The organism is Mesorhizobium sp. WSM4850, from assembly GCF_055811735.1.
Genome location: NZ_JBVVPV010000078.1, coordinates 1 through 14,017 on the forward strand (window position 1 = coordinate 1; position 14,017 = coordinate 14,017).

At 59.3% G+C, this 14,017-nt stretch carries 13 protein-coding genes and 2 pseudogenes; 13 read left to right on the forward strand and 2 right to left on the reverse strand.

Annotated elements, in window-relative coordinates; genetic code table 11:
- Positions 1-459: pseudogene (locus AC0L2Z_RS33670) on the forward strand (hypothetical protein); the annotation flags it as partial.
- Positions 460-1,039: 580 nt separating this feature from the next.
- Here the strand turns inward: AC0L2Z_RS33670 and AC0L2Z_RS33675 are convergent.
- Positions 1,040-1,164 (reverse strand): annotated as a pseudogene (locus AC0L2Z_RS33675) (transposase); the annotation flags it as partial.
- 222 nt (positions 1,165-1,386) lie between these two features.
- On the opposite strand from AC0L2Z_RS33675, the gene AC0L2Z_RS33680 reads away from it, so the two are divergent.
- The 12 genes from AC0L2Z_RS33680 (at position 1,387) to AC0L2Z_RS33735 (ending at position 12,920) form a co-directional block, all read left to right on the forward strand.
- Positions 1,387-1,980 carry a NodA family N-acyltransferase gene (locus tag AC0L2Z_RS33680; protein ID WP_473480706.1) on the forward strand — a complete coding sequence of 198 codons (594 nt, stop codon included), beginning with the start codon at positions 1,387-1,389 and terminating at the stop codon, positions 1,978-1,980.
- A 127-nt stretch (positions 1,981-2,107) separates the two neighbouring features.
- On the forward strand, positions 2,108-3,382 hold the full coding sequence (gene nodC / locus AC0L2Z_RS33685; protein ID WP_473480702.1) for a chitooligosaccharide synthase NodC: 1,275 nt from the start codon (positions 2,108-2,110) through the stop codon (positions 3,380-3,382).
- A 49-nt stretch (positions 3,383-3,431) separates the two neighbouring features.
- Positions 3,432-4,454 (forward strand): nodulation factor ABC transporter ATP-binding protein NodI, encoded by a 1,023-nt coding sequence (gene nodI / locus AC0L2Z_RS33690; RefSeq protein ID WP_473518204.1) that lies wholly within the window; start codon positions 3,432-3,434, stop codon positions 4,452-4,454.
- Positions 4,455-4,457: 3 nt separating this feature from the next.
- A complete protein-coding gene (locus tag AC0L2Z_RS33695) occupies positions 4,458-5,246 on the forward strand; it encodes an ABC transporter permease (RefSeq protein ID WP_473489054.1) in 789 nt (262 codons plus the stop codon).
- Between the two features lie 292 nt (positions 5,247-5,538).
- Positions 5,539-7,578: a carbamoyltransferase family protein gene (locus tag AC0L2Z_RS33700; protein ID WP_473518202.1), complete on the forward strand. Its 2,040-nt coding sequence runs from the start codon at positions 5,539-5,541 to the stop codon at positions 7,576-7,578.
- A gap of 1,033 nt (positions 7,579-8,611) precedes the next feature.
- Complete coding sequence (locus AC0L2Z_RS33705; RefSeq protein ID WP_473489056.1) at positions 8,612-8,761, forward strand: hypothetical protein; 150 nt, start codon at positions 8,612-8,614, stop codon at positions 8,759-8,761.
- A gap of 494 nt (positions 8,762-9,255) precedes the next feature.
- A complete protein-coding gene (locus AC0L2Z_RS33710; protein WP_473630440.1) occupies positions 9,256-9,378 on the forward strand; it encodes a hypothetical protein in 123 nt (40 codons plus the stop codon).
- Positions 9,379-9,470: 92 nt separating this feature from the next.
- Positions 9,471-9,578 carry a hypothetical protein gene (locus AC0L2Z_RS33715; protein ID WP_473489080.1) on the forward strand — a complete coding sequence of 36 codons (108 nt, stop codon included), beginning with the start codon at positions 9,471-9,473 and terminating at the stop codon, positions 9,576-9,578.
- A complete protein-coding gene (gene nodB / locus AC0L2Z_RS33720; protein ID WP_065010656.1) occupies positions 9,575-10,234 on the forward strand; it encodes a chitooligosaccharide deacetylase NodB in 660 nt (219 codons plus the stop codon). The genes AC0L2Z_RS33715 and nodB overlap by 4 nt, the downstream gene beginning before the upstream one ends.
- 465 nt (positions 10,235-10,699) lie before the next feature.
- Positions 10,700-11,323 (forward strand): FMN-binding negative transcriptional regulator, encoded by a 624-nt coding sequence (locus AC0L2Z_RS33725; RefSeq protein WP_473489057.1) that lies wholly within the window; start codon positions 10,700-10,702, stop codon positions 11,321-11,323.
- 28 nt (positions 11,324-11,351) lie between these two features.
- Positions 11,352-11,999: a LysE family translocator gene (locus AC0L2Z_RS33730; RefSeq protein WP_473630441.1), complete on the forward strand. Its 648-nt coding sequence runs from the start codon at positions 11,352-11,354 to the stop codon at positions 11,997-11,999.
- Between the two features lie 453 nt (positions 12,000-12,452).
- Entirely contained in the window at positions 12,453-12,920 is a 468-nt protein-coding gene (locus AC0L2Z_RS33735; RefSeq protein WP_473630442.1) for a TIM barrel protein, read from the forward strand.
- Positions 12,921-13,066: 146 nt separating this feature from the next.
- On the opposite strand, the gene AC0L2Z_RS33740 is transcribed toward AC0L2Z_RS33735, so the two are convergent.
- Positions 13,067-14,008: a LysR family transcriptional regulator gene (locus AC0L2Z_RS33740; RefSeq protein WP_473630443.1), complete on the reverse strand. Its 942-nt coding sequence runs from the start codon at positions 14,006-14,008 to the stop codon at positions 13,067-13,069.
- Positions 14,009-14,017: the final 9 nt, after the last annotated feature.

A 14,017-nucleotide genomic window follows, 5' to 3' on the forward strand; every position in this document is an offset into this window, starting at 1 on the left:
CTGCAGACTTGCCGCGAACGTGCCCGCCCGGTGGTGCTGACGGCGGTGTCGGCGATCCTCGGCGTGCTGCCGATCGCCTTCGGCCTCGGTCTCGAAATCTTCCATCACGAGACGACGATCAACGCGCCGTCGACGCAATGGTGGATATCGCTGTCGTCGGCGATCGTCCTCGGCCTGTCCTTCGCCACCTTGCTGACGCTGGTAGTGACACCGTCGATGCTGATGGTGTTCACGCGCAGCAAGAACAGCCGCTTCTATGCATTCTTCCGTCGGGTATTCCGGCGCGGCAAGACAGTCGGTGCGACTGTAGAGACCCCCGCAAGACCGGGCTCGCTTGACGAGCCGGCGATCGCCTTCCCGAAGGCCGCCGAAATAGGCCAACTTTGCTTGAAGCGCCATGCTGAACAAATCGTTGACCGAGATGACACGCATCGAGTGCCGGGGCGCGTCGATCAATGAAGACTGCCTGCTGGCCCGCTTCCGAAAGCCGATTTCCGCTTCCTGATGAAACGAATTGTCGAAGTTGACTTGGTGACACGTGCGCTCGTGGTGTCAAGCTGACCCTATATGTGGACGTATAAGAGCGCCCGATTGCAACAAGTTAGCTGGGTCCAGTTGATGGTCACAACTGCTGACGTATATCCGGCTTCTTCATGCGGCTCGATGTTCAGCGCGGCGAGCCTCGACGGGTTTTCGCCCGCTTCCACCTCAACGGCCCCAGACGTCGGCCGAAGCTTTTGCGGTCCACACATCAGGTTCGGAAGCGACGGGGTGACCGTTTCCCCATCTCTGCCATTTTGCTGCAAGGCCGAGGTGCGCCCTCCTTCTCGCTCTCCAGGTCCGTCAGGCTGCTTTACCGACAGTACCGGTTGCCAGGCAGCGAGCATCGACCAGACGATTCTTGTTGCCGAGCGCGACCGCAGCGCCAGTGGGATGCCGCCTTTGCCGCAACTTGTCGAGCCTGAGGCTTCGCGGAACCTGTTTGCCGCCGGCGCGATCCAGAGCTGCGCGATCGCCTATGGATCATCAGCGTGCGTCAACGGTCGCCGCGTTTGCTGACGCCTAACAGTCGGGCCCATCCTCCACTTGATCGCTGCTTCGGCACGAGGCGCAGCCACGCCGCTGGCGGCCGCTCTTGAAGCAGGTTGTGTCACCGACAGCTGCCTCGGTGCCGTCGCTTTATGGGCCAATCGAGCACGGCCGGAAGGTTCAGATCATGGGCCTTCGAAACGCATGGTTTTAACATCCATAGCGTGGATGCTCGCGATCTAAACAATCAATTTTACCAATCTGGGCGGGTCGTTCATAGACCCCCCACATGACATGCACCGCGTTGCTCTGCCGCGTGAGGTGCACAAAAGAACCCGAAAAAGAGGAAGTCTTCGCATGCGCTCTGACGTGCAGTGGAGGTTGTGCTGGGAAAACGAGTTGCGGCTTTCCGATCACCTCGAACTCTCTGAGTTCTTCCGGAAGACCTATGAGCCTACCGGAGCCTTTAATGGAAAGCAATTCGAAGGCGGTCGAAGTTGGGCGGGTGCGAGGCCGGAGGTCCGCGCAATCGGCAATGATGTGCACGGGATAGCGGCTCACTTGGGCCTGCTGCGCCGATACATCAAGGTTGACGACGCTGATCTGCTTGTCGCTGAACTCGGTCTATACGGGGTCCGTCCGGATCTTGAGGGGCTAGGAATCGCCCATTCGATCAGCGCGATGTATCCAGTGCTGCAGCAGCTTGGCGTTCCATTCGCTTTCGGCACGGTTCGGCACGCGCTCCGGAACCATGTTGGTAGGTTCTGCCGCAAAGGCTTGGCGAGCATTTTGTCGGGCGTTCGCGTGCGTTCAACCCTCCCGGACGTGTACCCCGATCTGCCTCCCACGCGAGTCGACGACGACGTACTCGTCATGGTGCTCCCAATTGGACGCTCAATGAGCGAGTGGCCGGCCGGCACATTGATCGATCGGAACGGTCCAGAGCTATGAAGAACACCCGCAATGATATCAGTCAGCGCGACCCGCCCCTCATCGCATCGATCGATCTGAATACAGCATTGACCGCGGATTTATTGTCCGCTCGCGTCCTCAAATTCACTGAGAAATCTGACATCGCATGAACCTCTTTGCCCCAGCCAGTATTGTTGCAGTCTGCTCTTATGCGCTGCTGTCGACCGTCTATAAGACCGCGCAGGTGTTTTATACCCTGCCTACAAACGTACCGCCGACCTCGGGCGAACCGGCCGGCTGTGAGCCTTGGCCGAGCGTCGATGTCATTATCCCGTGCTACAACGAGGCTCCTCGCACCCTCTCGGACTGCCTGGCTTCCATTGCAAGTCAGGACTACGCCGGAAAACTGCAGGTCTATGTTGTTGATGACGGTTCTGGAAACCGCGATGCCCTCGTAGGTGTACACGAGGAATACGCTGGTGATCCGAGGTTCGAATTCATTGCGCTCCCAAAGAATGTCGGAAAGCGCAAGGCACAGATTGCGGCGGTTCGCCGCTCGTGCGGAGATTTGGTGCTCAATGTAGATTCGGACACGATACTCGCGCCGGACGTCGTCACAAGGCTTGCGCTAAAGATGCAAGATCAAGCGATCGGCGCCGCCATGGGCCAGTTGGCGGCTAGTAATCGCAATGAAACTTGGCTGACGCGGTTGATTGACATGGAATACTGGCTCGCCTGCAACGAAGAGCGGGCAGCGCAGGCTCGGTTCGGTGCCGTCATGTGTTGCTGCGGTCCGTGTGCCATGTACCGGCGAACCGCGCTTGTTTCGCTGCTGGATCAATACGAGACGCAGCGCTTTCGAGGGAAGCCGAGCGACTTCGGTGAGGACCGCCACCTTACGATCCTGATGCTGAAAGCAGGCTTTCGAACAGAGTATGTCCCGGAGGCCGTCGCGGCAACAGTCGTTCCCAGCAGCATGGGTCCCTATCTGCGCCAACAGCTTCGCTGGGCCCGGAGCACGTTCCGTGACACGTTGCTGGCGCTCCAACTGCTGCGCGGCCTTAATATTTATCTCACATTGGACGTGATTGGGCAGAATCTTGGCCCATTATTGCTCTCTTTGTCGCTCCTGGCTGGGCTCGCGCAATTCATAACGACAGGTACTGTCCCTTGGACGGCATGCCTGACTATTGCGGTCATGACTATAGTTCGCTGCAGCGTGGCAGCGTTTCGTGCGCGCCAACTTCGATTTCTCGGATTCTCGCTCCACACACTCATCAACATCTTTCTCTTGCTCCCGTTGAAAGCATACGCGCTGTGTACATTGAGCAATAGCGATTGGTTGTCGCGAAGCTCGGCCGCCACTGTGACAGACATCGACGGCGCCATTCCAAAGCCCGCCTTGGTGGGATCTGACGCAGCTTACAGCGAACAGCAATAGTCACGTGATCGCAGGTGGAAGAGTATTGAGCCAGGACCAGAAACATCAAGTGTTGAAGCGAAAGTTGGGCCCAGAGGATTTGCGGCGGCCCGAGACTCCTCCGATCGAACGGGAGTGTCACCGGCAAACAAGCGCGAAAAGCTCCGTGCATGACTCTCTGTCGACCGTGGCAATCGATTTTGCCTGCGTAACCAAGTCGTATGGAAACAAGGTCGTTGTCGACGACCTGTCGTTCACCGTTGCGTCGGGAGAGTGTTTCGGCCTCCTCGGACCAAACGGGGCCGGCAAAAGCACGATTGCGCGTATGCTCCTCGGCATGACATGCCCTGACGCGGGCACGATCACGGTGCTCGGCGTCCCGGTGCCGGCGCGCGCTCGGCTGGCACGTAGGGGCATTGGCGTGGTCCCGCAATTCGATAATCTTGACCAGGAATTCACCGTACGCGAGAACCTGCTGGTGTTCGGCCGCTACTTCGGCATGAGCACACGCGAGAGCGAAGCGGTCATCCCGTCGCTTCTCGAGTTCGCTCGCCTCGAGCGCAAGGCGGATGCGCGCGTCTCGGAACTGTCCGGCGGCATGAAGCGATGCCTGACGATGGCGCGGGCGTTGATCAACGACCCCCAGCTCATTGTGATGGACGAGCCGACCACCGGCCTCGATCCGCACGCGCGCCACCTGATCTGGGAGCGGCTGCGCGCGCTGTTGGCACGCGGCAAGACGATTATCCTGACGACGCATTTCATGGAAGAGGCTGAGCGATTATGCGATCGGCTGTGCGTGCTCGAAAGGGGTCGCCACATCGCCGAAGGCCGCCCGCAGGCGCTGATCGACGAGCATATCGGATGCCAGGTCATGGAGATTTACGGCGGCGATCCGCACGAGTTGCATTCGCTGGTCAAGCCACATTCTCAGCGCATCGAGGTCAGCGGCGAAACCCTCTACTGCTACGCGCCAGACCCTGATCAGGTGCGAACGCAACTGCAGGGGCGAGCAGGTCTGCGTCTTCTTCTGCGTCCAGCCAATCTCGAGGATGTTTTCTTGCGGCTGACCGGGCGCGAGATGGAGGAGTGAACGATGATTGAAGGTCTTGCGGCGGTGCTGCCCGCCAATGCGTGGAACTGGGTTGCGGTGTGGCGCCGCAACTATCTGGCATGGAAGAAAGTCGCATTCGTGGCGATTCTCGGTAACCTCGCCGATCCAATGATCTACCTTTTCGGCCTCGGTACCGGCCTCGGCATAATGGTCGGCCGCGTCGACGGTGCGCCGTACATCGCCTTTTTGGCGGCCGGCATGGTCGGGGTCGGTGCGATGACCGCCTCTACCCTCGAAACACTGTACGCGGCTTTCGCTCGCATGCATTCTCAACGCACATGGGAAGCCATGCTGTATACGCACGTTACCCTCGGCGACATCGTTCTGGGGGAACTGGCGTGGGCAGCCACCAAGGCCTTCCTGGCCGGTATGGCAATTACCATTGTCACCGCAGCCTTGGGCTATACAGCCTGGCCGTCCGTCCTCTATGCGCTGCCATTCATTGCTCTGACAGGGTTCGTATTTGCCAGCCTCGCGATGGTCGTCACCGCACTTTCGCCCAGCTACGATTACTTCGTATTTTACCAGACGCTTATCCTTACACCCATGCTGTTCCTGTCGGGCGCCGTTTTCCCATTGAATCAGCTGCCTGACACCTTTCAGAAGATAGCGCGATGCATGCCGCTGTCACATGCGATCGACCTCATTCGTCCGGTTATGCTTGATCGCCCGATCGGCGGCATCGCCCTGCACATCGGCGTGCTCGGCCTGTACGCACTGTTGCCATTCTTCCTCTCGATGGCGCTGTTGCGCCGCCGACTGATGCGCTGACGCGAAAGAGAAGGAGATAAACCATGCGCTATGGGCGCAAATAAAAACGACATTGCCAGCGTGTGCCGCGAAGGGTTTTGGCTGGCGTCGATTCAATCCCACAACGCTATGTAACGCCCGGCGTCTCGAGCACAGGATCTTATGTTGATCCCGGCGGACCTCATAGAATTTCCTTGAGGCCGGTGATGTTTGGCTGGCGTTCGGGCGCGAGCGACAACGCGGCCTGTCTTTCTGATCGAACGGTCTCGAGACAGGCCAATTTAGTATTCCTGTACGACAAATGGAGAGCGAGATGCTGTGTCTAGGATTGAACGGCGGATTGGACAAAGTCTATGAAAACAGATTTCAGATTCCAAACACATTCATGCACGATGGCGCTGCGGTGCTCGTCCGGGACGGACAGGTCATTGCGGCGGTAGAAGAGGAGCGCCTCAATCGGATCAAACATTCCAACAAGCTCCCAATTAGTGCGGCTCAATACTGTCTTTCAGCAGCTGGGGTTCAGCTCAGCGAAATCGATCGAGTGGCGTTCTACGCTACCGAAGACTATAGCAACGCAATGCTTGAAAACATGCTTGTTTCCCAGCCGGACGCCTCCATTCCGTTGGATGCTAAACTGTTGATGCAGCAGCTGCTGGCGCAGGAGTTCGGTACCGAGCTCGACGCTTCGCGTATCTCATTCGTAAGTCATCATCAGGCGCACGCCGTGAGTGCTTTTGCAATGTCGGGCTTCGAGCAAAGTCTGATTTTCGCGATTGATGGCTCTGGTGATTTCCTGTCGGGCCTTGTGGCGGTTGGATCTGGTACTGAAATTACGCAACTTGCGACTTTCCCAGAGAACAATTCTCTCGGGCAATTTTATCTCGAGACGATCCGGTATCTCGGCTACGGCTTATTCGATGAATATAAGGTAATGGGGCTTGCCCCCTACGGCGATCCCGTTCCCTATCGCGAGCTTTTCGAGCAATTCTATGAACTCTCTGCAAACGGCGAGTATCGCGTCCACCTGGACCGCATCGGTCCAACTTTGCTCCGCAGCATTCAGGTTCGGCAAAAGGGAATGCCATTCACTCAGCAACACATGGATGTGAGTGCGTCGTTACAGGAAGCGCTCGAACGCATCGTGTTTCACATTCTTCGCCATTATCGTGAGGCCACCGGGATGACGCGGTTGTGCCTGGCCGGCGGAGTTGCGCATAATTGCTCCATGAACGGCAAGCTGCTCTATTCAGGACTTTTCGAAGACATCTTCGTGCAGCCCGCATCGCATGACGCTGGATGCGCATTAGGCGCCGCGCTAATCGCGTCTAATGAGCTGGGCCGCCCAGCGCCGCGTACGCGATTGCAGGAGGTCTATTGGGGGCCGGAACTCGCGAGCGATCACGCTGTCGAAGAGGAACTAAAGGCATGGGCGGGGCACCTGGAGTTTGAACGCACTGAGGAGGTGGCGGATAGGGCAGCCGAGTGGATGGTCGGTGGCGCCGTGATCGGCTGGGTGCAAGGTCGTTCGGAGTTCGGGCCGCGAGCGCTCGGAAATCGCAGCATTCTTGCCGACCCCAGGCCCGCTTCAAACAAGGACCGGATCAACGCTATGGTCAAGAAGCGGGAAGGATATCGCCCGTTCGCCCCATCAGTGTTGGAGGAGGATGCGCGCGAATTTTTCGACCTCCCGGGCGGTGCGTGCGAATTTCCCTTCATGAATTTCGTAGTTCGTGTGCGCGATTCCAAGCGTGATTTGCTCGGCGCCATCACGCATGTCGACGGTACGGCTCGGCTGCAAACAGTATCGCGCAAGGCCAGTCCGGCCTACTGGGACGTTATCAATGCCTTCAAGCAGCGGACAGGCATCCCAATTCTGCTCAATACGTCCTTTAACAACAATGCAGAGCCGATCGTAGATTCAGTTGCTGACTCGATTGCCACGTTCCTGACAACAGAGCTGGATGGACTTGTGGTCGGGCCGTACCTCGTCAAAAAACGGGCCGCAACGCTGCAGGATTGGACTGCGCTCGCGGTTTCATTGCCGCCTTATGTATCCCTGCATAAAGTCCGCGCATACACGGCGCAGGATCGCCACGAGACCGTCTGCGAAATCCGAACGGATCACCGTGACTGTGCGCGTATTTCACATGGCTTGTTCGATCTGCTGACGCGGATCGAAGGCGAAGCCGTGCTCGCGGATCTCCTCGACACAATTACGCCGGATCAGGGCCTGCGCGAGGCTCTCACAGGAGAGCTGCGACAATTGTGGGAGCAGCGCCACGTTCGGATGCATCCCTCGCAAGCTGCTCGCGTCCACCAAAACTCATGCCAAAGTCGGGACGACCGATAACAGCTGCCCAAACACCGGTTTGCACCTTCATATGACGGTCTCCAATCCAATTGACCGAGGCAAGGGTCCTGATGATTGCGTCTGCCGCGAGCATGCATGTTCGCTCCAGCTAACGCTTATTGCAGTCGCGGATCAGCAATGGATTTGCTTGCCGGTGGCTCAAGACAGCACCAGTTCGTCGTGTCTCGACGGCGTACCGGGTCGGTGACCGCCCCTGCGACATCAGCTTGGTGTTACGCGTAGCGGATGGGACGAGCGTTGGTGGATAGATTGGCGTGGGTTGACCCCGGTGGCGAGCGGGCGGGCCGCTTGCGGGAATGGCGGCGGCCCTTCGGCGCGCCAAGCCGGCATGTTCGTCGTTGAGCTGCTTTTGGCAAAATGCGTCGGTGGGGCGACGATCTTGTCTTAATGCGGCTTGATGCTTCGGCCTCCAATCATCCGGCCCTGTTGTTGGCATCCTTGATTTACGGCAATACCACGCCGGTGCAGATTTCGACGACGCCATCTTCAGGAAACCGAGGATCTGTTGGCAAGGTCACGCAGGGGTTAGCGTTGGCGATGCCCGACATCTGCTCTCGGGCAATCGCCTGATCGGGATGGGAGTCGAGGAAGGGGAGCGCCCCTCGAGCACCTGCGCGATCGCAAGCGTCATGGTCTGTGCCCTTCGCGAAGCGCAAGAGTCTTCAGCCCGCGCAGAACCAGGTAAGGCCGAACTAGCGAGAGCGCGGCGCCGGTGATGTAGGTAAGCCCGTGTGGAGGGTTTCCGCGCCGCCGAGGATTGCGCCGCCAAGGCGGCGGCCCCATTCGCCGCAACGCTTTCGAAGCCGTAGGTCGAGTTCAGGATGACGGATGGCTGAACGGCACTGGAAACACCAGCCGGATCGTAGCAGGATCGCGCGGGTAGCGAAGCCGATTGGCTGTTCGCAGACCGGGCCAGTCTTGGATCGGTGGGCGGGCTCGGGCATCCACTTCGGACGTGCTCTTGGCTTTCAGGAAGAGTAGCTGCAAACTGGTTCAGTTGGCAGGAAAAGAAATGGTCCAGTCTCCAGCTCCCGGTGGCTCAATCCGCCCGCATGGCATGGGGGCGCGCCAGATCTACGAAGCGCTTCGTGAGCAGATACTCAGAGGTGTCTACGACACCGGCAGCGTCGAGATGCTGCGCGACGTCGTCGCCCAACTCTGAGACGTCGACGGTTCCGCACGCGGGGTTAGAACTTCGCGACCGCTCATCGTAAACAGGTCATCGTTGAAAGCAGTTGGGCGACGGCCGCGCTCATGGCCGGCTGAATTAGCTGATGCGGCTTGCCGCCACCGTGCCGTTGCGCTCGGTCAGCAGTGCGTGGAGCCGACGAGGAGCTTCACATCAAGGGCCATTGTCTCATCTATCCGCAACGTGGATGCTTGTCATCGAAACATTCGATTTTGACTATCGGACAGGACATTGCATAGGAAGAATTCAAGGATGCAGGCTAGGGAGATTGTCGATGTATGCGGTTGGCTCCGAGGAGCATTTTTCAGGTGTGTGCATTCTGGTCTGCGCCGAACATTAAGCGAGCCGATCCCCTTTTCGACCAGGTACGTCGGTGATCGCGCAAGCTGCATCGCGTCGGCTCTTTCGCCACAAGCCCCCAACTGGCGTAGTCGCCTACCCCAAGGACCAACAAGTCGAGGTTTCCCATGCGCTCCCAAGGACGGTGGAGGTTGTGCCGGGAGAACCAGTTGCAAGTAGCCGATCATATCGGACTCTCCGAGTTCTTCCGAAAACCCTATCGGGGGACTGACCCTGCAATGAAAAGCTAGGCGCTGGTAATTTGAGACGTTCTGCAGAGACGGCCCGGCCACGATGTGTCGATGTTCGCGTGCGGTCCCACTCAGAAGTGCTGGATCTCGACATGCCGCCTCGCGTGGAGGACGTGCTCCTCGTGATTATGCCGATTGCGCGGCCGATGAGCGAATGGCCGACCGATGCAACAATTGACCGGAAGGATCCGGAGCTATGAAACATCTTGATGACGGATGGGAGGTGCAGAGTGAATGCGCTGATGGAACCGGCCGTCGGAGCGTTTATCTGACGTTTGACGACGGTCCCGATCCATTCTTCACACCACAGATACTCGATGTGCTGGCGCAAAATCGGGTGCCAGCGACTTTCTTCGTGATTGGTGCCTACGCCGCAGAGCACCCGGACCTCATCCAGCGAATGATCGCAGAAGGGCATGAGGTGGGCAACCACACGATGTCTCATCCGGATCTGTCCAAATGCGGCTTGGGCGACGTCCAACGTGAGGTATTTGAGGCGAACCGTGCCATCATGGTAGCATGCCCCCAGGCCTCGATCCGCTACATTCGCGCGCCATACGGCGCCTGGAGCGAAGAAGTGTTCACTGCGTCAGAGATCGCCGGGCTGGCGGCCCTTCATTGGTCGATAGACCCAAAAGACTGGTCGCGCCCCGGCACCGATGCGATCGTCGATGCTGTGCTCGCCTCGGTCCGGCCCGGCGCAATCGTGCTCTTGCACGACGGTTGTCCTCCCGACGAGTCGAGAAGGAGCACTCAAGCCGGTCTGCGCAACCAGACCGTTATGGCGCTATCCAATCTGATTCCAGCATTAGATGCCTGCGGATATGAAATTCGCCCGCTTCCAGAACATCACTGAAATGCGAGATCCTATGGGCCTGCTTTCCCAGCCAGTGCCTTGGGTCTCGCTTATGAAGGCTTACAGGCTTCGTCGACATCGGACGAACTGTCGGCTCCGACCCGTTGACTAAGCGTAGACGTTTGTTGTCACCTGCTACAATGAGGACCCGCGCAGCCTCTCGGCATTGCCTGGCATCGCCGGAACCTCTTCGACGATTCTTTCAATATGGTCTCCGGGATCGCGGGCTGCGTCCACAAGGTTTGGCAAACTAGTCGCCATTGCCGGGATATGCCCGACCCCTCGGCTGCGAAGGACCAGGGGTTCTCCGACTCGCACACCCCGCTGTGGATCTGCTCCTCGATCGTCACGATGATCGGGCACGATGCCATCTTTCACAAACTGGACCACGTCGATAGCTTCTGACTGGCTGTTTCCAGCAGGCCAGAGTGCCGGTATCTGACTGGTCACGCAAGGAGTTTCGCCATGTACATCCCTCCCGCTTTCCGCGACGACGACAAGGAGACCCTGCGCGCGACCATCCGCGCGGCGGTGCTGGCGAACTTCGTTACAGTCACGGCGGAAGGGCCGCTCGCAACGCCACTGCCCCTCTTCCTTGATGAGAGCGAGGGCGAGCACGGGGTGATCTACGGGCACCTAGCGAAGGCCAATCCCCAGTGCCATGTTCCGCCGCTGGGCGACGGCTTAGCCATCTTCATGGGGCCGGACGCTTATGTGACGCCGGCATGGTATGCGACCAAGCGGGAAACCGGGAAGGTCGTCCCGACCTGGAATTACATCGCCGTCCACGCCTATGGTCCGGTCGAGTTCTTCGAGCATGCGGGAAGACTGCTGGACGTCGTGAATCGTCTGACCGACCACCACGAGGGCGAGCGCGCCTTGCCTTGGGCGGTGTCGGACGCGCCGCCGGATTTTGTACAGGCGCAACTCCGCGGAATCGTTGGCTTGCGCATGCCGATCACGAGGCTGGAGGGCAAGCGCAAACTGAGTCAGAACCGGAACGCGGCCGACCGCGATGGCGTGGCCGCGGGCCTTGCGGCGAGCGAGCGGGCATCTGACCGCGAGCTCGCCGCTCTCATCCCAAAATAATCATGAACTTTGTCGGAATCGACCCATGATGCCAGAACTGACCCCATTCGCCCTGTACCTCGCCGCGGCCTCCGTGCTCGCCATCACGCCCGGTCCGGGCATCTTCTACGTTGCCGCGCGCACGCTCGCCGGCGGTCGTCCGGAGGGTATCGCTTCCAGCTTCGGCACGGGGTTGGGGGGCATGATCCACGTCCTCGCAGCAAGCCTAGGTGTTTCCGCGATCGTGCTCGAGAGCTCGGAACTGTTCTCCGCATTGAAGCTGTTCGGCGCGGTCTACCTCGTCTGGCTAGGCTTTCGCACCTTTCAAGCCGCGCGCCGCAAGGGAGCGACTGGCGATGATGGCGCCCCGGTGCGTTCAGTCGGACCCCAGCGGGCTTTTCGTGAAGGGGTGCTGGTCGAGGCTCTCAACCCCAAGACGGCAGCCTTTTTTCTAGCCTTCCTTCCGCAGTTCGTGAACCCGAGCGCAGGGCACGTAGCTCTGCAACTCGTGGTGCTTGGCTCCGTGTCGATTGCGCTCAACACGCTCGCCGACATCGTGGTTGCCTTCGTGGCCAGCGGCATTCAAGACGGCGCGGCAGCGCGTCCCAGGTTGATCCGCCGCCTGAGGAAGGCGTCGGGCGGCGCGATGATTGCGCTGGGCGTCGGCCTCGCTCTGGCGAAGCACCCTGCTGCCTGAATTTTGCATCGGATCTGGTTGGGCATCTCTCCGGGTCGGCGGGTTAGTTTGAAGCAGATGGATGGCTGCGAGGCAGCTTCGGTCATTACACCGATTCAGGCGATGTCTCAGCAGGCGCGGCACCACAGTGAGGGAAACGTGAGTTCGACTGCCTCGCCTTCCTCATGACCATCATTTTGGCCCTCGCGAATCAGCGCACGGTAGAAGCCAGTCAGCCGAGAATGACTGCCGTTTCATATAAGGAAAGCCAAGCCATGCGCCAAGCATCGCCCCGCTTTGCACTCGATCACATGGCGACGCCCGGACTTGACGTCAGGGCACTTTCGCTTTTGCCCGTGACCAGGGCCTAACCGACGCAGCCAACAGTACAGCAATGCTATTGCACGCGGCAGCCGGCGGCGGACGTCCGGTCTGCCGCCGCTGAAGCAGGCGTTGGGATTCTCCATCAATGCCTTGCAGCGCTTCAATGAGTGGACACCCGCCCGCAGGGCCGAGGCGAGCAAGCTCGCCGATTATGCGGCGGCCTGCGGCGCCAAGACGCTCATGCTGGTGCCGGTCAACGATGGCTCTTGGCCTGCCAATGGCGAGCGCCGGGGCGATCTCCGCTTTGCCTTGAAGGCGCTCAAGCCGATCCTCCAGTCGCGCGGCCTGATCGGTCTCATCGAGCCGCTCGGCTTCCAGACTTGCTCGCTTCGATCGAAGAACGAAGCGGCTAAGGCCATTGCCGCCATTGATGGCCAGTCCGTCTTCCGCCTCGTGCACGACACGTTTCATCACGCCGCTCGCCGGGGAGCCGTTCTTCTCCTGCGACCTGACCGGTCTCGTGCACCTCTCAAGCGTGAGCGATCCGATCCAATGGATTTACCCGGATCGCGTCCTGGTCGGTACCGACAATGGCAGCCAGATTCGGGCGCTGCTTGATGGCGGCTATGGGGGCCCCTTCTCATTCCCACCGTTTGTCGACGCAGCCCACCCGCTGGACGACCTCGCAGGCGCACTTTCCGCGACTATCGATCTCGTTCGACACGCCTGTTGAAACGAGTGCCGGTGTGAGACGCGGTAGTCAATCAGGGCTTGCGACCCTTTTTGGTGTCCCGCGGAGAACTCATTCGAGACGCCTCCTGTAACAATATCTCTCGCATCCAGACGCTTGCCGCATCACTGTTGTGAAGGGCGGGCCATTGGAGGGCCTCGGTAAATGCGGGAAGCGGCAGCGGAAGTTCGATGATCTGCAGTGGGAAGGTTTTCTTGAAATGCTCAACCAGCCGGAAGGGCATGGTCGCTATACGATCTGTGCCTGAGACCATCGGCGGGATAATGCTAAAGGCCTGCACGATAATCTCGACACGTCTCTTGAGACCATGTTCAAGCAAAAACCGTTCCTCGATGGATGGCATCTGCGGACGGCCGACCCTGAACGCAATGTGCTTCATCGACACGTACCTCTCGAATGTAAGCTGCTGTGGCAGCTGCTTGTTCGTGGGGCAGCCTACGCACACGAATGTCTCGTCGAACAGCGCCGCTCTTGGATGCGCGCTCGACATGAACAATTCCGGAAGAATCAGAAAATCGACGTCACCGCGCCGGAGAAGCTCATCGAGATCGTCGTCGAGCGGCAGCAATTCGAAGCTGACGGCGGGTGCTTCGCGTGCAACACGCTCCACGACCTTTTCAAAAAACACGAGTGTGGCGAAATCGGAAAGGGTGATCCTGAAACGGCGATCGGACTGAGCCGGATTAAACGGATCCCAAGAAATAATCGAGCTCTGGATTTTCAAGAGTGCGCCGCGAACAGCGGGGGCGAGTGTTTCCGCACGTGGGGTTAGAACACGTTTGCGGCCGCTCATCGTAAACAGTTCATCGTTGAAATAATCGCGCAGCCGGGCGACGGCCGCGCTCATGGCCGGCTGACTTAGGTTGATGCTGCTTGCCGCCGCCGACAGGTTGCGCTGGGTCAGCAGTGCGTCGAGCACGACGAGAAGGTTCAGATCAAGGCCTTTGAAGCGCATCGCTTTCAC

Bases quoted from the DNA above. Each gene is read 5' to 3' on its own strand.
- AC0L2Z_RS33680 (WP_473480706.1), top strand. From the start codon at position 1,387: ATGCGCTCTGACGTGCAGTGGAGGTTGTGCTGGGAAAACGAGTTGCGG.
- nodC (WP_473480702.1), top strand. From the start codon at position 2,108: ATGAACCTCTTTGCCCCAGCCAGTATTGTTGCAGTCTGCTCTTATGCG.
- AC0L2Z_RS33695 (WP_473489054.1), top strand. From the start codon at position 4,458: ATGATTGAAGGTCTTGCGGCGGTGCTGCCCGCCAATGCGTGGAACTGG.
- AC0L2Z_RS33700 (WP_473518202.1), top strand. From the start codon at position 5,539: ATGCTGTGTCTAGGATTGAACGGCGGATTGGACAAAGTCTATGAAAAC.
- AC0L2Z_RS33705 (WP_473489056.1), top strand. From the start codon at position 8,612: ATGGTCCAGTCTCCAGCTCCCGGTGGCTCAATCCGCCCGCATGGCATG.
- AC0L2Z_RS33710 (WP_473630440.1), top strand. From the start codon at position 9,256: ATGCGCTCCCAAGGACGGTGGAGGTTGTGCCGGGAGAACCAGTTGCAA.
- AC0L2Z_RS33715 (WP_473489080.1), top strand. From the start codon at position 9,471: ATGCCGCCTCGCGTGGAGGACGTGCTCCTCGTGATTATGCCGATTGCG.
- nodB (WP_065010656.1), top strand. From the start codon at position 9,575: ATGAAACATCTTGATGACGGATGGGAGGTGCAGAGTGAATGCGCTGAT.
- AC0L2Z_RS33725 (WP_473489057.1), top strand. From the start codon at position 10,700: ATGTACATCCCTCCCGCTTTCCGCGACGACGACAAGGAGACCCTGCGC.
- AC0L2Z_RS33730 (WP_473630441.1), top strand. From the start codon at position 11,352: ATGCCAGAACTGACCCCATTCGCCCTGTACCTCGCCGCGGCCTCCGTG.
- AC0L2Z_RS33740 (WP_473630443.1), bottom strand. From the start codon at position 14,008: ATGCGCTTCAAAGGCCTTGATCTGAACCTTCTCGTCGTGCTCGACGCA.